Genomic DNA, 21,242 nt, shown 5'->3' on the forward strand with positions numbered 1-21,242 from the left:
TGGATGAAGCGGATCTGGTGCATGGCATTGGCGGCGATGGCGCCGACAATGGCCTTCGCGCAGGAGGGGCCGGTGACGGTCCATGTCTCGCCCGCGGGCGATGACAAGGCGCCCGGCACGCAGGCCCGGCCCGTGCGATCACTCACCCGCGCGCAGGCGCTGGTGCGGCAGAATAATGCGAAGCGCGACGTCGCCGTCATCTTGGCCGACGGCACCTACAGCCTCGACGCCCCGCTCCTCTTCCGTCGTGCCGATGGCGGCCTCAATGGCCATGCTGTCACCTGGCGCGCGGCGGAGGGTGCCCATCCGGTCCTGTCCGGCGGGCTGGTGGTGAGCGGCTTCAAACCCTATGACGCAGAGCGTCGCCTCTATGTCGCGGACGTGCCCAAGGGGATCGATGCGCGCCAACTCTGGGTCGATGATGCCCTGGCGGAGCGGCCATGGATCGAGATCCGCGCGGCCGACGTCGCCTTCAACGCCACCGGCTTCGACATCCGCAATCCCGACCTGCAATGGCTTTCCACGCTCCAGCATCCTGAGCGGCTGGAACTGGAGGCGACCGGCTTCTTCACCGACCGCATATCCCCAGTGAAGGCGATCGTCGGCACCCGCGTCACCATGGCCCAGCCGGCGTGGGACAATAATAGCTGGGGCTATGACACGATCACCAAGCCGATCTTCCCGGACGACAGCCGGCTGTTTCTGGTCAATGCGCTGGAATTTGTCGGCAAGACCAATGAATGGCACGGCAAGCCCTATCAGTGGGTGATCAATCCGAAGGCGGGCAAACTCTACCTGCGCATGGGGCTGGACGAGGATATCGCGCAGCGCCGCGTGGTCCTGCCGCGCCTGGAAACATTGGTGTCGATCAGCGGCACGCCCGACGCCCCGGTCGAGCGGCTGCGGTTCGAAGGATTGCGCTTCTCGCACAGCAGTTGGCTCGGCCCTTCGCGTCCCACCGGCTATGCCAATCAGCAAAGCGGCTCCTTCCTGTCCGAAACCTCGCCGATCCGCCCGGCCGATGCGTGGACGACATGTGGCTGGGGCTGCGTCGAATTTGAATCGATGCGTCAGAAATGGCACCAGATGCCCGCCGCCGTGCAGGTTTCGGCCGCACGCGACATCGCCTTCGAAAAGAATCAGTTCTCGCAGCTGGGACAGATCGGCCTTGGCATCGGCAATGACGCCAACGCCAATCTGTCGGGCGTGGGCCTCGCCACCAGCAATATCCGCATCGCGCGCAACCGCTTTTCGGTCCTGTCGGGCAGCGCGATCATGGCGGGCGGCATCCGGGTGGAGGCGCATCATCCCGAACAGGCGGCGCTCATCAATCGCGACATTGCGATCGAGGATAATATCGCCGCCACCGTATCGCAGGATTATAAGGATAATGCCGCGATCCTGACCACCTATGTCAGCGGCGCGCGCATCGTCCATAATGACATCAGCGACGCGCCCTATGACGGGATCGCCGTGGGTTGGGGCTGGGGCTATAATGACGCCGGCGGCAATCCCAATTATGATGAAAATGCCAAGGGCTATGTCCACAACGTCAAATATACGACGCCAACCACGCTGCGCGACACGCTGGTCGAGGGGAACCGCATCCATGGCGTGAAGGGCTGGTTCATGGATGGTGGGGCGATCTACAACCTGTCCGCCAATCCGAACGCGATCGTGCGCGGCAACCATATTTTCGACATTGGCGACAAGATCGGCCTTTATCTGGACGAAGGCTCCAAACATTTCCGCGTGACCGGCAATGTGATCGAGACGCGCGGCAAATGGCTGAACATCAACACCGCGGGGAAAATGTACCGACGGCGCATTTCGACCGACAATATCGCAACCGGCAACTGGCATAACTCCGCCACGACCGGCGGCCGCTGGCTGGAGGAAGTCGGCAATGTGGCGCGCGACAATAGGCTGCTGCCCAATCGCGACTGGCCGGCCGATGCGCAAAAGGTGATCGATGAAGCGGGGGTGCGGCCATGAGCCTGATCGAACGTCGCACGCTGCTCAAGAGCGCAGGCGCGCTCGCCGGCCTGCCCGCCTTTGCCGCAAAGGCGCAGGAGGGCGGCGATCTGCGCATCACCGATCTGCGCGCCGAAGGGCTGGTCGATCCGATCGGCCTGGACCAGCAGGATGTCCGCCTGTCCTGGCGATTGGAGAGCCGTGACCGCGCGGTGCGCCAGACCCGCTGCGAAGTGCAGGCGGCGAGCAGCCGCGCGCTGCTGGAGGCGGGCGCGCCCGATCTGTGGCACGCGGGCGAAGTGCTGACCGACAAGAGCATGGACATGGGCTGGCTTGGTGCGCCGCTGACATCACACCAGCGCGTCTGGTGGCGCGTGCTGGTGCGCGACGATCGCGGCGTGCGCGCCACCAGCCCGATCGCCAGCTTTGAGATGGGCCTGCTCGCCCCCACCGACTGGCAGGCGCAATGGATCGAGGCGCAAACCGATCTGGAGCGCGCCGACCGCGCCGCCGGCCTGCACTGGATGCGCGGCGACCGGCCCGCCGACAAATCCCCGCGCCAGTTCCGCCTGCCCTTCACCCTCGACAAAGCGGAACAGGTCACGCTCTTTTCCATCGGCAATTTCCGGGCGCCGCGCGTGTGGCTCGATGGCGAACCCGTCGCCCTCCCCGCCCCCGGCCCGCATCGCTTCGGCGCGGAACCGATCGCGCAGACACAGCACAGCCTGCCCGCCGGCCGCCATGTCGTGGCGATCGAGGTCACGGATCCCGCCGGCTTTGACGAACCGCGCATGCATGAAATCGCCGCCGCAGCGATGATCCGCGCGGGCGACAAGCGCATCACCAGTCAGGAGATGCGCACGGCAACCCACGCACCCGAAGGGTGGCAGTCGACCGGCTTCAATGACGCAAAGTGGGCAAAGGCGGAACGCTCCGCCAGCCAGCCGCAGGCCTGGCCCCGCGTCGGCGCCTATATGCTGCGCCGCGACTTCAGCCTGAAGCGGCCGGTCCGTCAGGCCCGGCTGCGCATCACCGCGCTGGGCGCCTATATCGCGCATATCAACGGCCAGCGTGTCGGCGACGCACAACTGGCGCCGGAAAGCAGCGACTTTCGCGAAACGGCGCTGTTGCGCACTTATGACGTGACCGCGCTACTCCGTCCCGGCGCCAACGCGATCGGCGCGCTGCTGGGAGAAGGCTGGTATGGCAGCTATCATGCCCCGGCCGGCCGCTATGCCTTTGGACCGCCACCGCTGCGTCTGTTCGCCCAACTGGAGGTCGAGCATGACGATGGCGCTCGATCGGTCATCGCCACGGACGACAAATGGCAACTCCAGACCGACACGCCGATCACCCAGGCGGAAATCTATTATGGCGAGGATTATGACGCCCGGCGCGAACAGCCCGGCTGGTCCAGCCCCGGATTCCGCGCGACAGGCTGGACGCCCGCGCGGATCGGCCAGACGCCGCCCTGTCGCCTGCGCGCCCATGTCGCCCCGCCGATCCGCGCGATCGAACGGCGGCAGGCGGTCAGCATCCGCAGCTTCGACGGCGACCGGCATGTCATCGACTTCGGCCAGAATTTCGCCGGCTGGGCCGAACTGAAGGCGAAGGGCGCGGCGGGCCAGACCGTATCGCTGCGCTTCGCCGAAATCCTGCATCCCGACGGCACGATCGACGTTGGCAATCTGCGCGCCGCGCGGGCATCCTGCCTCTACACCTTCCGGGGCGATCCGGCGGGCGAAAGCTATGAGCCGCATTTCACCTATTTCGGCTTTCGCTATGTCGAGGTGAGCGGGCTTGGCCGCGCACCGACCGCCGACGACGTCACCGGCATAGTCCTGTCGAGCGCCCTGCCCGAAGGTGGCAAGCCACTGGTCGAAAACCGCATCATCCAGGGCCTGTGGCAAAATAGCCGCTGGAGCCAGCGCTCCAACTTCTTCGGCGTGCCGACCGACTGCCCGCAGCGTGACGAACGGCTGGGCTGGACCGGCGATGCACAAGTGTTCTGGGATGCGGCCGCCTTTACCATGAATGTCGGCCCCTTCACCCATCGTTTCATGGGCGACCTACGCGATGCGCAGGGGCCGCGCGGCGAGTTTCCCGATTATGCCCCGACCGGCTGGCGCGACCTATCGCTGGGCGCGTCACCCGGTTGGGCCGACGCGGGCATCATCTTGCCCTGGACGGTATGGCAACGCTATGGCGACACCGCCATCGTCGATCGCAACTGGACGGCGATGACGCGCTATATGCGCTTCCTGTCCGAGCATAATCCCGACCATATCTGGCGAAACTTGCGCGGCTACGACTATGGCGACTGGGTCGCGCTCGACGCGAAGAAGCCGAGCGACGAGACGACGCCCAAGGATCTGATCGCCACCGCCATGTGGAAATATGCGGCCGACGCGATGGCCGACATGGCGTTCGGATCGAAACGCCAGCCCGAAGGCGACCGCTATCGTCAACTCTCCCGCGACATCGCCACCGCCTTTGCCGCCGCCTTCGTCACAGCGGATGGCAGCGTCGGCAACGGGTCGCATTGCGGTTACATCCTCGCGCTCCGCTTCGGACTGGTGCCCGAACCGCTGCGCGCGGCGGCGACGGCAAAGCTGGCGGCCGACATTCGCCGGCGCGGCACGCTGATTTCCACCGGTTTTCTCGGCACGCCCTACAGCCTCGACGCGCTGGCGGATCAGGGGGAGGAGGCGCTGGTTTACGACCTGCTGCTGCGCACCGCCTTCCCCTCCTGGGGCTATATGATCGCCAAGGGCGCGACGACGATCTGGGAAAGGTGGAATGCCGACATGGTCGATTCTGCAATGAACAGCTATAATCATTATGCGCTGGGCGCGGTCGCGGGCTTCATCTTCCGCCGGGTCGCCGGGATCGATCCGACCTCCGCCGGTTTCCTGACATGGCGCTTCAACCCGGTGCTGGACAAAAGGCTGGAGCGCGGCGGCGCCAGCTATGACAGCGTGCTGGGAGCAATCCGCACTGACTGGCACAACGGCGCAGATGGTTTCACAGCGCAGATCAACGTGCCGGCCAATAGCCGCGCGGAAATATGGCTGCCCACTACCTCCATCAATGCGATCCGCGAGGGTGGCCGGACAATCGACGCCGCACCAGGCCTTCGCCAGATCGGCCCACGCGGCGATCGTTTCGTTCTGGAAGCCGGATCAGGCGACTACAACTTCACCGTCACGCGCTGAACGTCCCATCCCCCGCTGGCCGCCCGATCCCTTCGGGCGGCCTTTTTTTTTGCGCGTCAGGGCCGGGTCGCCCATGTCCAATCCACCGCATCGCTCAGCATCTTGCCGCCCGCCTGCGCGCGGGCTTCAACCCGATTATCGCCCCTGGCTAGATCCACATCCCAGGCCGCGATATGATCCTCCACCGGCACGCGGGTCCACGCTCCGTCATTCAGGCGCAGTTCGACCGCCGGCTGGTTGGAGAAGACCTGCACCTTCACCCGCTGCGTCCGCTTCATCACATCGCGGCGGCTGGCAATGTGCAGCATCGGCACGTCCGACCAGTTGGCCTGATACCAATAATAGGCGTCCTTGCGAACCTTGCGGTCCTCCGTCACCAGCCCCTTGTCGTTGATCGCAGGCCGATCCCCTTCATTCCGCTTGAAGGAGGGGAAGTCGATCCCGACCCAGACGAAGGTCGACCAGAGGAAGGGCCGCTGCTTCATCTCACGCCAATGCTTGATATGGAAATCGGTCTGATATTGTTCGGGATGCCAATAGCCGTTGGATTCCGGCCGCTTCATCACCGGGTCTTCCTGATGCAGGATGCTACCCCCCGCGCCATATTCGCTGACGCCGATCGGCCGGCCGGGCAGTTTCGCATGAAGTTCATCCGCCCAAGGCCCAATGTCCTCCGACTTGGTCCAGTACCAGCCGAAATAACGATTATAGGACACGGTATCGCTATGCTGGGCGATCGGATCGCTGTCCTCCAGACAGCAATGGGCATAGGTGGTCGGCCGGGTCGGATCGAGCGCCTTCGCGGTCGCCTGTAACTCGGCAAGAATGCGGTTGGAGGCGGCATCCGATTTGCGGATTTCATTGCCGATGCCCCACGAAGCGACCGAGGGATGGTTGCCCGTCTGCGCGATCAGTTCGCGCATCTGCTCGACCAAATTGTCGCGGAACGCATCAGACGGATCATGATCATCGATCAGCGGCACTTCGGTCAGCAGCAGCAGGCCCAGCTCATCCGCCCGTTCATAGACGCGCTGGGGATGCTGCATATGGGCAAGGCGGATCGCGGTCGCGCCCATATCCGCGAAAATGCCCAGATCCTCGTCAATCTCCGCATCAGTGACGATCGGCCCGCGCCCGAAGCGCGTGGGATGCTGGAGGTTGACGCCGCGCATCGGATAGGGCGCGCCGTTCAGCAGCACGGTGCCGTCCGGCTTCACCGCGATGGTGCGCACGCCCAGCGGCACGCTCTGGCTGTCGATGATGCGGCCGCCCTCCACCACGTCCGTCACGACATGATAGAGATAGGGGGATTTGCGCCCCGCCCAGAGGTGCGGATTGGGCAGCGCGATCGCCTGCTTCACCGCATCCCGCGCGCCGGGGGCCAGAGTGGCAGGCACAACGGATCGCGCCACGACCTTGCCGCCCGCATCCACGATCCGGCTGCTGAGGGTGAAGCGCGCAGCCGCAGCGCGATCATTGCGTAGCGCCACCGCGATGTCGATCGTCGCGCGGCGCGACTGGAGCGCGCTGGTCCGCACCTGCACGCCCGGCCCCGCATGATCGAGCCGGTCGATCGCCAGCGCATCCACCTCGATCAGCGACACGCTGCGATAGAGGCCGCCGAAGACATTGAAGTCGCCGTTGAGCGGCGCGATATGCGTGTCGCGGCTGTTATCGACCCGCACCGCCAGCAGATTGCGCCCCGGCTTCAGCGCATCTGTCGCATCGACCCGGAAGGCGCCATAGCCCCCCCGATGCGCGCCGATCCTGCGACCGTTGAGCCAGATATCCGCCTTCAACGTCGCGCCGCCAAAATGCAGCAGGTATCGCTTGCCCGGCTGCGGCTTATGGTCGATCTCAAGCCGATACCAGGCCGGCCCGCGATAATAGGCGCCCTCCGGTTCGCCCCGCGCCTTCGCCCCGCCGATACCGCTATCTTCGGCGTTGTAGGTATGCGGCACGCTGACCGATGCCCATGCACCATGATCGAAGCCGGGCGCTTCCGCCCCGGTGGCATCCGCCTTGATGAAGCGCCAACCATTAGTGAGCGGTGTTTCGGTGGCGGCCTGAGCCACGCCCGGCAGCAGCAGGGCAAGCGCGAAAAGCGGACGCATCGTCATTCCTTCAGCTATATGTCTGGATATCGCCGATCTGGATGCCGCTGCTGGCGGTCGACCGGATAGCCTTGTCGCGGGGCTGGCGGGAGCGCAGGCCATCCACCATCGCCCCCTGCACGTCATCGAACAATATGGCCGGGCGTGCATCGGCCGCCTCCACATCGAAGCTGACGTCGCGCAGGCTGATGTTGCGGGCATGGCGCACATAGAGGCCATGGGCCGGGAAGGCCCCCATGAAGCTCGGCTCCAGGCTGCTGGCCGGCCGTTCCGGGATGGCGCGGCGCGCCTCCGCCTCGCTCCCGCCGCCGGCCGATCGAACATGGACGTTGGAGAAACTCACATCCTCGATCGGCTCGCCCGGATTGCCGATAATGCCGCAGGCATAGGGGCCGGGCGCGCCCGACACGTTGATGTCGGAAAAGCGCACCCGCCGCACCCTGGACGGACCATTGCCGCCCGGCGCCCGGTTGCGGGCGGCCAATCGCACGAAGATCGGATGATTGACCGGGTTGCGCAGATTAATGTCGCTGAAGGTCACATCCTCCAGCACGCCGCCGTCAATCGCACCCAGTTGCAGGCCGCGCGTATGTTCGCAGGTGCAGCCCAAAATCAAAATGTTGCGAAAGCCCGTCGCGGAATCGGTGCCCAGCTTGATCCGTCCCAGCACACCCACATCATCGACCGATTTATAGGGCGACGGACGATAGCGCCCCCCCACCACGGACCCCAGATCATAGCCGCTGGTCTTGCAACCGATGACGGTCACATCTTCGCAGAAAACCGGCTCCTGCAAGGCATAGCTGCTCTTCAGGACGATCGCGTCATCCTTTGGCGCGTTGACCAGGCAATTGCTGATCCGCACATCGCGACAGCAATCGATGTCGATGCCGTCGCGATCGGTATCGACCGTCAGATTGTCGATCGTGACATTGGTCGATCCCAGCACATAGCAGGCGAAATGACCGCCTTGCAGGATGGTGAAGTCGCGCAGCAGCACATTGCGACAACGACGCAGCGCCACCGCCTTGTTGCCACGCCCCTCATAGGCCATTTCGCGCGGGATCGCCCGGCGCGCGGCGTCGGCGGACAGGCCCTGTTCCTTGGGCGACTTCCATCCTTCTATCCCATGCCAACGCGGCGCCGGCCCCTCCCGGTCCAGCCCAAGCCCATGGATCAGCCCGCGCCCGACGATCGCCACATCATTGACGCTGTCGCCATAGATCAGCGCATCATGGAAATGCGCGACACCGAAGTCGACATATTGCTCGTCATACACGCCCTCGGGCAGATCATAGCGGCCCTTGTGCCGACGGGGGTCCGCCGCCTCGATCAGGCTGCCGGGCATCAACAGCAAGGTGATGTAGCTTTTCAGGCGGATGGAGAAGCAGAGATAATGGCCCGGCGGCACCACCACCGTCCCGCCGCCCGCCGCGCTCGCTGCCTCGATCGCGCGATTGATCGCGTCGGAATCGATCGCCACGCCATCCCCCTTCGCGCCATGATCGCGGACATTGTAAAAGCCGCTGAGCGATCCCGTCGCCCGTACCGGGGCGGATGCCATGGCGAAGGCCGCACCCAGCCCCAAGGTCATGGCGCGTCGACTGAATGAAGCGCGCTCGATCACGCCGCTCATACTGCTATCCTCTCATTATGTTGTATGACGTATTACATAATGAGAAAAGTAAGCCAAGCCCTTTGGCCTTACTCTTCGACGCGTTTATCTGCCATGGCGACAGGCGCGAAGCTCTTGCGTTAGACCCGGCATTGCCGCCATGTTCGGCGGCGGACCATCGCGGCATGTATGGATCGAGGACGGCCAGCATGGTTGATCCCAAGGATCAATATCCCCGGCCTGTCGTTGCCCATATCAATGCTGGGCAAGCGTCGGGGCAGGAATGGCGGATTTTTTCGACACGATCATCAGAGCGTCGCGACTGATCCGGAAGCGGCGTCCGCTCTCGGCCGCCCGCCTCCTGCAAAAAAACCTGCCCTCCTCTCCTCGCAAAACATCGAAGACTGCCGGCAAAAACAGCGCTTCGCCCGGTTCGAAGACATCCGCAAAGCCGTTGCCGCGTCCTGCGCCGGGGAGCTTCCTCAACGAAGAATTTCGGTGCCGGTTCGGATCGCTTCCCTATCGGCTCTACACGCCGAAAGGGTCGACGTTGCGGCGCATGCCGCTGATCGTCATGCTGCACGGCTGTTCCCAGACGGCCAGCGATTTCGCGATTGGAACCGGGATGAACGGCCTGGCGGACGAACTGGGCTTTCTGGTTCTGTATCCGCAGCAATCGACCGGAGCCAATTTCGCGCGATGCTGGAACTGGCATAATCCGGACAATCAGGTGCGCGGTCGCGGCGAACCCGCATTGATCGCAGCCTTGACGCGGCATGTCGCGAAACTCGGCCGGGCCAATCCGGGCCGCATCTATATTGCCGGCCTGTCCGCCGGCGGCGCGGCCGCGTCCATCATCGGCGCGGCTTATCCGGACCTTTATGTCGCGATCGGCGTCCATTCCGGCGTTCCGCGAGGCAACATAAGATCGCTTTCCGCCGCCATCGCGGCGATGCGGGGCCGGCACGAATCCGGGTCGTCGGAGCGCCTGCCGCGCCAGTTGCCGACGATCGTTTTCCATGGGGACAAGGACCGCGTGGTTCATCCATCCAATGCGGACGGTTTCTTGCGCAATATCGAACGGTCGGGCGCTGGCCCCTTGATAGCGCGCAGCCATAGCGGGACGGCGGCGGGCGGGCGCGCCTATACGCGCCGTGTCTATGGGAATTTGCGGGGCGAGACGCTGCTGGAGGACTGGTCTGTTCACGGCAGCGGGCATGGCTGGTCCGGGGGCCACGCAGGCGGAACGCACACCGACCCGGCAGGACCGTCCGCATCGCGGGAAATGGTCCGATTTTTCCTGTCGCACCGGCGATAAAGTGACAAAAGAGACGCAAAATGCATGCGAAACTGTCACCTTATGTCACTTTATCGCCGCCCTATGGACCAACCGGCCCCTGTTGCGCCGACCATGAAGGAGTCGGTGGCAGAATAGGAGAGACCGATCCCGTAGGACAGACATAGGGGGCGCCACGCGAGCATTTTCGGGCGATGCGCCGTCTGCGCAAATATTCTATGCCGCCCCATGTCGGCCCAGGCCGGCCAGCTTTTGCGATGGCGCCCCCCCTTGCGGTTTGACCTTCGCATCGCGAAGCAACTTGACCTCTTTTGCAAATGCCACGATAGAAACGCGACAAAATAGCAGGGATCAACCTTGCCAGGCATACGAGCGCGCATAGCGCCACGGGGCCGTAGAATGGGAAGGAGATCCTATGTCTGCGCGTTACCCGCTTTCATCCTGCATCGAATGGCAATTTACCGAAGCCGGCGACCTTGACGCGCGCTTGCGTGCGGCAAGCGCGGCCGGCCTTGAACTGGCGGAATTTCATCTCTGGCGCGACAAGCCAGTGGATGCCTTGTCGAAAGCCCTGGCCGAAACGGGCATGCGGCTTACCGGCGTGTGCGTCGATCCGCGCCGGTCGATCGTCGATCCGGCCGAACGCGAAGAGATGGTCGCGGCGGTGCGCGACACGATTGCCGCCACGCAACAACTGGGCAAGCCTGACCTGATCGTCGCATCCGGTTTCCGCATCGAGGGGCTAAGCGAGGAAGAGCATTTTTCCAATGCCGTGGCCGCGCTGCGCGCGGCGGCGGACGTTGCCGAGGAAGCGGGCGTCACGCTGTTGCTGGAACCGCTGAACACCCGCCTTTTTGCAGCAATGTATCTGGTCAGTACCAAATTGGGGCTTGATCTGGTCGAGGCCGTCAACAGCCCCAATCTGCGCCTGCTCTATGACGTCTGGCACAGCGCGGTGATGGGCGAGAGCATGGCCGAGGTTCTGGCGGGCCGCATCCATCTGGTGGCGCATGTCCAGATGGCGGACATGGACGATCGCCACGAACCGGGCACCGGCAGCATCGATTGGGCGACAGTCATGCAGACATTGCAGGATCTGGGCTATTCGGGCGCCATTGGCCTGGAATATTTTCCGACGCTGCCCATGGAGCAGTCGCTGGCCCTGACCCGACAAAAGCTGGGCTGCTGACGGCAAACCGCCGCGATGGAAGCGGATGACGGGCGACAATCGCCTGCGCCAGACGAGATGGCCCGCTTTCCAGCCCCAGCGCCTGACGAAATGGATATGAGATATGAATCCCCAAAGCATCGCCATCAGTCTCGACCTGATCAATCGCCATTATCAGGAACCCAACCGGAACCGCTATGAAAGCCGGTATTTCTGGGAAGAATTGTACAGGCTGATCGCCGCATCCGGTTTTTCCGCCATCGAGATTCCCTATGAGCCAGTCTGGCAATTTGGCGGACGCAGCGGCGTGCCGTTCAATCGCTATTGCGTGACCACCAAATATGGCGATGCGGCCAAATATCGCGCCGTGCTGGAAGCCAGCGGGATCAGCCGGGTCAGCGGCGTGACGTTCGACCCCAATCTGTTCATGCGCAACGCCAATCTGGATTTCTATTTTGGCGCGACCGGCCACTTCGCGAAGGAGGCCATCGCCCATGCGGCGGATCTGGGCGCGGGCTATTTCGCCATCAGCCCATCCCCCTTTTATGGGCGGGTCGCGCAATATCATCCCGACATAGCGGGCAATATGGACAGTTTCGCGGCACGCAGCCTGTCCCTGCTGAACGAACTGGCCGTCATCGCAAAAGAGCGGGGCGTCGACCTGGTTCTGCGCAATGAATATTGGAGCCTGTTTGGCGGTGAGCGGATTGTATCGCTGGCCGATGCGCTGCCCGACACGGTGAAGCTGGACGTCGATACGGCCAACCTGTTTGTCGCCGGCATCCCGGCCGCAGCCTTCCTTGAAGCGCAGATAGACAGGATCGGCTGTGTCCATTTGACCGATACCGATTTCGTCGACACGCAGGACATCTGGAAAACCCCCAATCCGGAGTTTCCGTGCGACCGCGCCACGCAGGTGTTTCGCGATCCTGGAACCGGATCGGTCGATCTGGTCGGAATCAGCGCGCTGCTCGACAGGCTGGGTTATCGCGGCGCCGTCACCTGTAGCGCCCGACAGACGAGAGATCCGTTCCGCGCCCTGCTGCGGACTCGCCTCCTGATCGACCAGTTCCAGAAATAAATGAACGGAGATTCCGCCATGCCGAACATCCGCTACGCCAATATGTGCCACTGGAAAGCGATCCCGTACCGCAAGATCGATAATTTCCGTGAGTTCTACTATGAAGACAAGACCAATAGCGCCTATTATTCCGACTGGGACAATATATTGAAATACCAGTCCGCATTGGGATTTGAGGGTATAGAAATTGCGCCCTGGGATCTGGCCGACATCCTGCCGCTATTCGGATCGCCGCAGAACTTTACCGAATTTGCCAAGGATCGTGGCGTTTCGGTGATTGGTATGTTCCATGGCGCGCATGCTTCCCATGCGGCAGGCCATTTCGATGAGGCCGTGCGGGCCGGACGTGAGGCTGTCGATACGATCGTCCAGTTTGGCGGCACATATATGAACACCTGCCCCACGCAGAATTATTACGGAACCGGCCCGTTGAGCCGGGAAGAGGTGCAGCAATGCGCCAGGGTGATGAACGAAATCGGCCTTTATGCCACAGATCATGGCGTGAAGATCGGCCTTCACAATGAATTTTTCTGCGCGATCAACCTTCCAAATCACCGCGAACTGATCGAGCTGACCGATCCCAAATTCGTGCATTACTGCATCGATACCGCACAGATAGAAATTATGGGCGAGAATCTGCTCACATTTTACGAGGATTATCACGATCGCATCAGCACATTCCATCTGAAGGACACCGCTTCCGCCAAGGCGCCCGATGATGTGCGCTATGCGCAGGATCCGGAAATTGCGGACGATGGCACGCGCTGGTTCTGGGAACCAGGCCAGGGCGAACTTGATCTGAAAGGCCTCTATCGCCTGCTCAAGCAACATGCGTTCAAAGGCTGGATCTCGATCGAATATGACGGATCGCCCGACCTGTTGGCTTCGATGGCGATGACACGCTACTATTTGGATAATGCGCTGCGGCCCATTTATGACTGAGCGCCTGTTTGAAAATGCGCATCCGGCCCATTCGCGCGGGCCGGCGTCACGCCAGAAATTCGCTCTTTCGCCCATGTTCCAAACGGACTCTGCGCGCGGCTCCCCCCAGATCCGATAGGAGGCGGAAAATGCGTTCCCATAGCAGGCTGCTCAAGGCCGTTACGATGGCGGGAATCCTGTTCACCTCCTGCCTGCTCGCCCTCTTCTTTCTGTTCGTGGGCTATATGAAGGCTTTCGCTCCACTGGCCGAGTTGGCGCAGCACCATGCCTGGACGGTCCGTCTGCCGGAACAGGCAGGCCGGGCGGTCGGATGGAGCGAAATGGGTTGCGCGCTGCTGCTGCTGATCGGGATGATCCGCCCGCTGGCAGGCCAGATTGGCGCGATCGCCCTGCTGTTCAATCAGATGGTTGCAGCGACCGTTCATATAGCGGCAGGCGAAACAGGATCGCTGCCGCAAAATGCCGTGATCATTCTGATCTGCACGCTCATTTTCTGCCTTCAGCGGCGGCGCCGAAACATCGTGCGGAGCGGCAAGAAGCAGCGGGCATCGGGGCAAAAAGATCAGGCGGACGATCAATGATCCCCCCATCACGCCATGCTCCACCCCCGGACATGCCGCCAGCAAAGGCCAAGCCGCCAGAGCAAAATTAAAATACACATTCCTTTATGGGTTGACGCACGCAGCGCTCATAATTAAAACCATCATTGCAATTCTTAATAACCCCCATGAAGGGGGACATCGAGGGGAGGAACCATGCAGAAATTCCGTCGCATATCCGCGCTCACGACCAGCGTCGCCATCATCGCCTATGCCAGCCCGCTCTGGGCCCAGGACAATGGCGCGATCGGGCTGGCCGACATCGTCGTCACCGCGCAAAAGCGCGCGACCAACATTCAGGACACGCCGATCGCAATGCGCGCTTTCGACAGCGACGCCGTGCTCAATGCCGGGATCAGCGACGTGAACGGCCTGTCGCGACTGGCGCCGGACCTGAACATCACCAACGACACCCAATATACCAAGATTTCGGTCCGCGGCATTTCCAGTCAGGATCATGGCGAAACCGCCGATCCGGCGCTGACCATCAACATCGACGGCGAATATATCAACCGCCCGATCGCGTTGAACGCCAGCTTCTTCGACCTGGAGCGCATCGAAGTGCTGCGCGGCCCGCAGGGCACGCTCTATGGCCGCAACGCCACGGCCGGCGCACTGAACATCGTGGTCGCCAAACCCAAGCTGGGCGAATTTTCCGGTTATGCGACGGGCAGCTATGGCAATTACAAGGCGCTGTCCGCCGAAGCGGCCGTCAACATTCCGCTGGGAGACAAGGTCGCCATTCGCGCCAGCGGCATGCACAATGAGCATGACGGCTATTTCAACAATACGCCCGCCGGCCGCGGCAGCGCGGGCAATACCGACGCCGCCCGCCTGTCCATCTATGCCGAACCGACCGAAGGCGTTCGCGCCTATCTGGCGGGGGAATATGTCAATGTGGATACGACCGGCGTCGCCCAATATGGCATGGTCATCGCCAATAACGGCGTGCTGACCAACCCCGCTTATGCCGGCGGCCTGATCGACGCCATTCCATCGACGCCGCAGCTGGAAAATGGCGGCGTGCCCGCCAATCTCCAGTTCAATCCGCCACGCAAATCCTTCCCGCTGGGCGATCTGGGCTATACCCGGATCAAGCAATATGCGGTTCGTGGACGGCTGGACATCGATGTCGGCTCGATCGGGACGCTCAGCTATATCGGCGGCTATCGCGATGTGCAGTCCAATGTCAGCCAGCCACTCAATGGCTATGTGCCGACCGTCTTCATCCAGAATTACGAAAAGAATTCGCAGACGCAGAGCCACGAAATCCGCCTGTCGGGCGGCGAGAATGGCGGCGTGATCTATCAGGTCGGCGCCTTCTACTTCCATGAAAATCAGTATATGGCGCAGGGCCTGTTCCTGCCGCTGGCCGCTGGCGGCAGCTACCTCAACTATTTCTACCGCCCCTATGTGAAGAACAAGTCGATGGCGGGCTTTGCGCAGGCGACCGTGCCGCTGGTCGCGGACAAGCTGAGCGTGACGGGCGGCATCCGCTATACGAAGGACAAGAAGAACGCCCTGTTCATCAACTATGGCCCGCGCTTCGGCCGGGGTTCCACCCCGCCGCCGGAAGACGCGTCGCTGGGCTTCAATCCGACGCCGCTGAACGACGGTCAGCTGACCTGGACCGCCGGGATCGACTATACGCCCTCGCGCGATCACCTGATCTACGGCAAGGTCGCCACCGGCTATAAGGCCGGCGGTTTCGACAATGTCAGTTCGTTCGGCGCGGAAAAGCTGACCGCTTATGAAATCGGCACGAAGAACAGCTTCGCCAACCGCACGATCCAGTTCAACGCCGCAGCCTTCTATTATGACTATAAGGATCAGCAGATCCCCATCTTCCTGGACACCAGCGTCGGGGCGGAAGTGGTCAATGCGGGCGCTTCGCGGATCTGGGGCATCGAAACGGACACCACCATCCTTCTGTCGCGCAACGACCGCTTCACCGCGACCGTCAACTATCTGAACGCGGAACTGACCAAATTTTCCGCGAACCTGCTGGGCCTGACGGGCACGCTGACCGACAGCGATCCCAGTACGCCAGGGCTTCAGCCCTTTAACCTGAGCGGCAACAAGCCGGTGCAGTCGCCGACATGGACCATTGCGCTGGGCTATGACCATGATTTCCATTTCGGCGATCAGAAGGTGACGGCCAGCCTGTTCAGCCGGTTCAAGTCGGATTATTATCTGCAACCCAGCAATGATCTGGCGACCCGGCAGAAGGCGTTCACCCAGACCGACTTCACGCTGGAATGGGTGGCCCCCAATGACCGCTTCAGCGTTCAGGGCTTTGTCCGCAACATCGAAAATTATCGCCCATTCGCCTTTGCAGGCTATGTGAATGCGGGCGGTTCGCTGCTGATCAACTATGTCTATGGTTCCCCGCGCACCTATGGCATTCGTGGCACCGTCCGTTTCTGACGGACAGCGCGACCATAGCAGGACATGATCTGGAGGCGGTTCCGGCTAGGCCGGCGGAACCGCCTCTTTTTCTTCTTCGACCGGACCCAGCTGCCGCAACGCGGCAAGCGCCCAAGGAGAAGGTGAGGAAAGCGCGATGACGAGTGTTGTTGCAGGTCATGCGATGGAGGAGAGGCCGGCCACTGCCGCCGCCGCGAACGACAGGCTGAAACCCTGGGAGAAGATCAGCTATGGGCTGGGCGATTTCGCCTGCGGCCTCAGCTGGAATGCGGTGGGCGCGTTCCTGCTCTATTTCTACACGAATGTCGCCTTGCTGCCCGCGGCGGCGGTGGGGACTTTGTTCCTGCTGTCCCGCCTGTTCGACGCAGGGGTCGATCTGGGCGTCGGGCTGATGGTGGACCGGACACGGACGCGCTGGGGCCGCACCCGCCCCTATTTCCTGTTCACGGCCATCCCCTTTTCCATCCTGCTGGTGCTGACATTCACCACCATTGACGCGTCGACCGGCGCGAAGCTGGCCTATGCCTATGTCACCTTTTCGCTGCTGGGCATCCTCTACAGCTTTCTGGCGGTGCCCTTTTCCGCGCTGATGCCGATGATGACGAACGACCATGGCAGCCGGATGCAACTGGGCAGCGCACGGGCGATCGGCACGTCGATTTCGGTCATCCTGGCGACCGCCGCCACCATGCCGCTGGTCGGCCTGCTGGGCGGGGGCAATGAGCGGACCGGCTTTGCGCTGGTGGCGGCGTTGTTCGCGGTGCTGACGCTGGCGGCGCTGCTCAACCTGTTCTTCAGCTGCCGGGAACGGCACCATGACGAAGCGCCCCGCAGCGAGGCGATCGGACCGCAGCTGCGCGCCATGGTGCGCAACCGGGCGTGGATGGTGACGTTCCTGTTCTGCACGCTCAATTTCCTGCGCTTTGGCTGCGTGATCTCCGTCACCGCCTTCTTCGCGATAGAGGTGATGAAGGCGCCCTGGATGATCGGCATATTGCTGCCGGCGGTATCCGGCACGCTGTTGCTGAGCGCCTTCATCGCGCCGATGATCTTCAAACGGACGGGCATTCGCCGGGGCTGCATCGCCGCCTTGGCTCTGGCGATCATCCTGCACCTGATCCTGCCATGGGTCGAGGCGCAGCATATTCTGTTCCTGAGCCTGTTCCTGATCGCCGCCATATTAGTCAGCCTGACCATGACGGCCATTTTCACCATGGCGGCCGATGCGGTGGATTATCATGAATGGATTTTCGGCGTGCGCAACGAAGGGCTGCTCTCGTCCGGCATCAGCCTGTCGACCAAGATCGGCATGGCCATCGGCGCCGCCATCATCGCCTATGTGCTGGGCATCGCCGGCTATGATCCCAAGGCCGTGACCAACGGTGCGCGCGCGGCGATCCGCTGGTCCTATTATGGCTGGCCGATCGCCATCATGACCCTTCAGGTCGCGATCATCGCCTTCTGGCCGATGGACGGCCTGCATGAACGCATCCGCAAGGAGATTGCAGCGCGGGCGGGCTGAGCGCTTTACAGGTTAAAAAAAGGGGGCCGCTGCAACCCATGCAGCGCCCCCCTTTTTTTGTTTGCACTGCCCGCGTTCAGAACATCGGATGCGCGTTGCGCGATGTTTCGGGCACGGGCTGGAACATATCCCAATGTTCAACGATCCTGCCCTGATCGAAGCGGAAGATTTCCACCACCGCTGCGCCACGATCCTGCGCCGACAATGTGCCGCGATAATGAACCGCCGCCAGATTGCCGTCCACCAGGACGCGCTGGACCGTGAAGGTCGCGCCGGGGGCCGAACGCAGCCCCTTGATCGCGGCGACCGCCCCCTCGCGCCCCTGCCCCATGCGGCTATTATGCTGGATCAGGTCGGGCGCGACGAACTGGCTGTATGCGCCATCGACATCGCCCTTCTGGAACAGCAGGTCGATGAAGCGTTCGAACGCGCGGCGATTGCGCGCCGTGTCGCCCCGCCCCGCAGGCTTTGCCGGGGCCATCGCCAGCGGATCGCTGCCCGGTGCGACGGGTTGCAGCACGTCCCAATGTTCGACGACCTTGCCATCCTTCAGCCGGTAGATGTCGGCCACGGCGGCGCCCGACGTGCCGGGCGTGCCCTGCCCGAACAGATGCACCAGCGCGAGATCGCCGTCGATCAGCAGATGCTTTACGTCGAAATGCGCGCCGGGTTGGGCGAACTTTGGCCCCAGCACCTCCACGGCGACCTTCGCTCCGTCGGGAAGGCCGGGGTTATGCTGGATGTAGTCCGGCGCGACATGGGCTGCGAACGCGCCCGCCACGTTGCGCTGCGCATAGAAGCGATCGACGAAATCGGTGACGATGGCCCGGTTGTCGACCGCCTTCGCCAGCACGGCCGGCGCGATGGCGATCAGAGCGACGCTGAGCGCCGTGACGACCGGCCTCACAGCGCGCCTTCCCGCATCAGCGACACCGCATGATCGCAGGCCCGCGCCGTTAGCGCCATATAGGTGAGCGACGGGTTCTGGCAGGCCGACGAGCTCATCTGCGCGCCATCGGTGACGAACAGGTTGGATATGTCATGCGACTGGCTCCAGCGGTTGAGGACAGAGGTTTTCGGGTCATGGCCCATGCGCGCACCCCCCATTTCGTGAATGGCGGTGCCGCCCGGATTGGGTTGATCAAAGCCCATGATGACATGACCGCCAGCGGCCTCCATCATCGCGGCCGCTTCCGTCTTGGCGTCGGCCAGCGCGCGGCGTTCATTGTCGCCATGTTCGAAATGGATGTTGAGCATCGGCAACCCCTGCGGGTCCAGCTTCACGGGGTCGAGTGTCAGGCGATTGGTGACACGCGGCAGGCTTTCGGCGAAACCGACGAACACCATGCGCCAGGCGCCGGTCTTGCGGGTTTCCTCCTTATACTCCTTGCCGATGCCCGCCGACCGCTTCGCCGCCGTCCAGCCGCTCTGCAACGCGCCGCCCTGAAAACTATAGCCGCGGGTGAAGTCGCCATCCTTGCTGCCCAAGTTGCGGAAGCGCGGGATGACGACGCCGGTCGGCCGGTTGCCGAAGGTCGTGCGATCCTCAAAGCCCGGCATCATGGCCATGGTCGACAGGGTGGAGGCATGGTCCATGACATGGGTGCCCAGCACGCCGCTGCTGTTGGCAAGGCCGTTGGGGAAGGCTTCGGAACGGGAGCGCAGCAGGATGTGGACGCTGTTGAAGGCGCTGGCGTTCAGGAAGATGAGCCGTGCGCCGTAACTGCTGCGCTGGCCGGTCTTCACGTTGATGACGCGCACGCCGGTCGCCTTCTTCGTGGCGGGATCATAATCGACCGCCTCCACCAGCGAATCCGTCACCACCGTCAGCCGCCCTGTCGCCTGCGCGGCGGGGAGCGTCGAACTCTGGGTGCTGAAATAGGCGCCGTAGGAACAGCCGCGCGCGCAGATGGAACGGAACTGGCAGGGTGCCCGCCCTTCCTTGGGCGCGGTCAGGTTCGCGGTGCGGCCGACGGTCAGGCAGCGATCGGGCCATTTCTGCGCGATCGCGGCACGGACATGCTGTTCCACGACATTGAGCGCCATGGGCGGCAGGAATTTTCCATCGGGCAGCGAGGCCAGGCCTTCGGCCGCGCCGGACACGCCGATGAAGTCCTCTACATAATCATACCATGGCGCGATGTCGGCGTAGCGGATCGGCCAGTCGGTGCCGTACCCGTCCACCTTGTTCGCACCGAAATCATAGTCCGACCAGCGATAGCTTTGCCGGCCCCAGGTGAGCGAGCGACCGCCAAGCTGATAGCTGCGCCACCAGCTGAACTGCGTGCCATCGGCTACGGCATAGGGATTATCCTTGTCGTTGACGAAGTGGTTCTGGGTAAATTCGGTGAAGTGGCGGTTGAGGCGCTGCACCGGATATTCCGCGGCGTACAGTTCCGCGTCGCCCTCGCCGCGAAACGGCATTTCCCAGGGCGCCTTGGTTTCGGTCACATAGTCCGTGCCATGTTCGATCATGCGGCCCCGCTCGATCATCAGCACCTTGAGGCCTTTTTCCGTCAGTTCCTTTGCCGCCCACCCGCCGGTGATGCCCGAACCCACAACGATCGCGTCAAAATCCATGCTCATCCGAAATCCACCGCTGTCCAGTCGCTCGACCAGGAGCGGTTATTGGGGGCCAAGGGAAGGTCCGGATCCCAGCGACCCGGCACCAGTTCATATTGCAGTTCACGGCTCGCCCCGACTTCCGAGGTATAATAGCCGGTCAGGATCAGCCCCTTCAGCTTCTTCCACGGATGATCCTTGCGATCGCCGCCGAACGCTTCGGCATCATAGGCCGCCAGTTCGGCATGCTGGCGGTCGGGCGGGAGGTTGAGGAAGAGGGTGCTGGTGCGCTGATCCAGATCGCGCCGGACCGCGTCGAGCACGGCGAAGCCGCCGCGCCCCTGCCCCGCGAACAACGAAGCAGACGGTTCGGGCGCGGTCTCCTCCAGTCCGTGCCGCAGCGCCAGTTCGACGAAGGCGGGAACGCCGACGGCCGATGCGCCGGGCGTGTCGGTGGCGGGAATCACAAGATCGGAGAGGCGCACCAGGAGCAGCTTTTCCGATGCGTCCGCGCCGCCATCCTCGCCTGCCTTGACCCGGTTCCAGGCGTGGAGCGGAACCCCGGCCAGAAGACCGGCGACGACCGCCCCGCCCAATATCTGCCGGCGATCGGCCCGGGCCGGCGTCCATGCCGCATCGGGCGGCGGCTGGCGATGATCTGCGCCCTGTCCCATATCCTCTCCTCACGCGCCACACATGGCACAAATATGAACTATAATTCCATTT

Annotated in this window: 15 protein-coding genes; 9 read left to right on the top strand and 6 right to left on the bottom strand. The window is 63.0% G+C overall.

Features of this window, described 5'->3' with window-relative positions; all coding sequences use genetic code 11:
- Positions 1 to 3: 3 nt before the first annotated feature.
- Positions 4 to 1,995, top strand: a complete 1,992-nt coding sequence (locus ACFOKF_RS18005; RefSeq protein ID WP_380797395.1) for a right-handed parallel beta-helix repeat-containing protein — start codon at positions 4 to 6, stop codon at positions 1,993 to 1,995.
- Positions 1,992 to 5,189, top strand: coding sequence for an alpha-L-rhamnosidase (locus ACFOKF_RS18010; RefSeq protein WP_380797396.1), 3,198 nt, complete (start codon positions 1,992 to 1,994; stop codon positions 5,187 to 5,189). Before ACFOKF_RS18005 ends, ACFOKF_RS18010 begins: the two co-directional genes overlap by 4 nt.
- Before the next feature lie 56 nt (positions 5,190 to 5,245).
- Here ACFOKF_RS18010 and ACFOKF_RS18015 read toward each other — a convergent pair whose 3' ends face one another.
- The 3 genes from ACFOKF_RS18015 to ACFOKF_RS18025 form a co-directional block, all read right to left on the bottom strand.
- Positions 5,246 to 7,303, bottom strand: a complete 2,058-nt coding sequence (locus tag ACFOKF_RS18015) for a glycoside hydrolase family 2 protein (protein WP_380797399.1) — start codon at positions 7,301 to 7,303, stop codon at positions 5,246 to 5,248.
- Between the two features lie 10 nt (positions 7,304 to 7,313).
- Positions 7,314 to 8,939 (bottom strand): rhamnogalacturonidase, encoded by a 1,626-nt coding sequence (locus ACFOKF_RS18020; RefSeq protein WP_380797401.1) that lies wholly within the window; start codon positions 8,937 to 8,939, stop codon positions 7,314 to 7,316.
- A 234-nt stretch (positions 8,940 to 9,173) separates the two neighbouring features.
- Positions 9,174 to 9,404: a hypothetical protein gene (locus tag ACFOKF_RS18025; protein WP_380797891.1), complete on the bottom strand. Its 231-nt coding sequence runs from the start codon at positions 9,402 to 9,404 to the stop codon at positions 9,174 to 9,176.
- On the opposite strand from ACFOKF_RS18025, the gene ACFOKF_RS18030 reads away from it, so the two are divergent.
- From ACFOKF_RS18030 to ACFOKF_RS18060, 7 genes are all read left to right on the top strand, one after another.
- Entirely contained in the window at positions 9,373 to 10,236 is an 864-nt protein-coding gene (locus ACFOKF_RS18030) for an extracellular catalytic domain type 1 short-chain-length polyhydroxyalkanoate depolymerase (RefSeq protein WP_380797403.1), read from the top strand. The two genes, ACFOKF_RS18025 and ACFOKF_RS18030, sit on opposite strands and share 32 nt — an antisense overlap.
- Positions 10,237 to 10,630: 394 nt before the next feature.
- Complete coding sequence (locus ACFOKF_RS18035) at positions 10,631 to 11,404, top strand: TIM barrel protein (RefSeq protein WP_380797405.1); 774 nt, start codon at positions 10,631 to 10,633, stop codon at positions 11,402 to 11,404.
- A 103-nt stretch (positions 11,405 to 11,507) separates the two neighbouring features.
- Positions 11,508 to 12,464, top strand: a complete 957-nt coding sequence (locus ACFOKF_RS18040; RefSeq protein ID WP_380797407.1) for a sugar phosphate isomerase/epimerase family protein — start codon at positions 11,508 to 11,510, stop codon at positions 12,462 to 12,464.
- Between the two features lie 18 nt (positions 12,465 to 12,482).
- Positions 12,483 to 13,406, top strand: a complete 924-nt coding sequence (locus tag ACFOKF_RS18045) for a sugar phosphate isomerase/epimerase family protein (protein ID WP_380797409.1) — start codon at positions 12,483 to 12,485, stop codon at positions 13,404 to 13,406.
- A gap of 128 nt (positions 13,407 to 13,534) precedes the next feature.
- Entirely contained in the window at positions 13,535 to 13,987 is a 453-nt protein-coding gene (locus tag ACFOKF_RS18050; RefSeq protein ID WP_380797411.1) for a DoxX family protein, read from the top strand.
- Between the two features lie 174 nt (positions 13,988 to 14,161).
- The gene (locus ACFOKF_RS18055; protein ID WP_380797413.1) at positions 14,162 to 16,432 is read left to right on the top strand and encodes a TonB-dependent receptor; all 2,271 of its coding nucleotides are present in this window, start codon (positions 14,162 to 14,164) and stop codon (positions 16,430 to 16,432) included.
- A gap of 136 nt (positions 16,433 to 16,568) precedes the next feature.
- A complete protein-coding gene (locus tag ACFOKF_RS18060) occupies positions 16,569 to 17,954 on the top strand; it encodes an MFS transporter (protein ID WP_380797414.1) in 1,386 nt (461 codons plus the stop codon).
- 76 nt (positions 17,955 to 18,030) lie between these two features.
- Here the strand turns inward: ACFOKF_RS18060 and ACFOKF_RS18065 are convergent, their stop codons facing one another.
- The 3 genes from ACFOKF_RS18065 to ACFOKF_RS18075 are packed head-to-tail and all read right to left on the bottom strand — an operon-like array spanning position 18,031 to position 21,190.
- A complete protein-coding gene (locus tag ACFOKF_RS18065) occupies positions 18,031 to 18,861 on the bottom strand; it encodes a nuclear transport factor 2 family protein (RefSeq protein WP_380797416.1) in 831 nt (276 codons plus the stop codon).
- The gene (locus ACFOKF_RS18070) at positions 18,858 to 20,540 is read right to left on the bottom strand and encodes a GMC oxidoreductase (protein WP_380797417.1); all 1,683 of its coding nucleotides are present in this window, start codon (positions 20,538 to 20,540) and stop codon (positions 18,858 to 18,860) included. Before ACFOKF_RS18070 ends, ACFOKF_RS18065 begins: the two co-directional genes overlap by 4 nt.
- Positions 20,537 to 21,190 (bottom strand): gluconate 2-dehydrogenase subunit 3 family protein, encoded by a 654-nt coding sequence (locus ACFOKF_RS18075; protein ID WP_380797418.1) that lies wholly within the window; start codon positions 21,188 to 21,190, stop codon positions 20,537 to 20,539. Before ACFOKF_RS18075 ends, ACFOKF_RS18070 begins: the two co-directional genes overlap by 4 nt.
- Between the last annotated feature and the right edge of the window lie 52 nt (positions 21,191 to 21,242).

This window comes from Sphingobium rhizovicinum (assembly GCF_042647625.1).
In the GTDB taxonomy this organism is placed as follows: domain Bacteria; phylum Pseudomonadota; class Alphaproteobacteria; order Sphingomonadales; family Sphingomonadaceae; genus Sphingobium; species Sphingobium rhizovicinum.

Bases quoted from the DNA above. Each gene is read 5' to 3' on its own strand.
- ACFOKF_RS18005 (WP_380797395.1), top strand. From the start codon at position 4: ATGAAGCGGATCTGGTGCATGGCATTGGCGGCGATGGCGCCGACAATG.
- ACFOKF_RS18010 (WP_380797396.1), top strand. From the start codon at position 1,992: ATGAGCCTGATCGAACGTCGCACGCTGCTCAAGAGCGCAGGCGCGCTC.
- ACFOKF_RS18015 (WP_380797399.1), bottom strand. From the start codon at position 7,303: ATGCGTCCGCTTTTCGCGCTTGCCCTGCTGCTGCCGGGCGTGGCTCAG.
- ACFOKF_RS18020 (WP_380797401.1), bottom strand. From the start codon at position 8,939: ATGAGCGGCGTGATCGAGCGCGCTTCATTCAGTCGACGCGCCATGACC.
- ACFOKF_RS18035 (WP_380797405.1), top strand. From the start codon at position 10,631: ATGTCTGCGCGTTACCCGCTTTCATCCTGCATCGAATGGCAATTTACC.
- ACFOKF_RS18040 (WP_380797407.1), top strand. From the start codon at position 11,508: ATGAATCCCCAAAGCATCGCCATCAGTCTCGACCTGATCAATCGCCAT.
- ACFOKF_RS18045 (WP_380797409.1), top strand. From the start codon at position 12,483: ATGCCGAACATCCGCTACGCCAATATGTGCCACTGGAAAGCGATCCCG.
- ACFOKF_RS18050 (WP_380797411.1), top strand. From the start codon at position 13,535: ATGCGTTCCCATAGCAGGCTGCTCAAGGCCGTTACGATGGCGGGAATC.
- ACFOKF_RS18055 (WP_380797413.1), top strand. From the start codon at position 14,162: ATGCAGAAATTCCGTCGCATATCCGCGCTCACGACCAGCGTCGCCATC.
- ACFOKF_RS18060 (WP_380797414.1), top strand. From the start codon at position 16,569: ATGACGAGTGTTGTTGCAGGTCATGCGATGGAGGAGAGGCCGGCCACT.
- ACFOKF_RS18070 (WP_380797417.1), bottom strand. From the start codon at position 20,540: ATGAGCATGGATTTTGACGCGATCGTTGTGGGTTCGGGCATCACCGGC.
- ACFOKF_RS18075 (WP_380797418.1), bottom strand. From the start codon at position 21,190: ATGGGACAGGGCGCAGATCATCGCCAGCCGCCGCCCGATGCGGCATGG.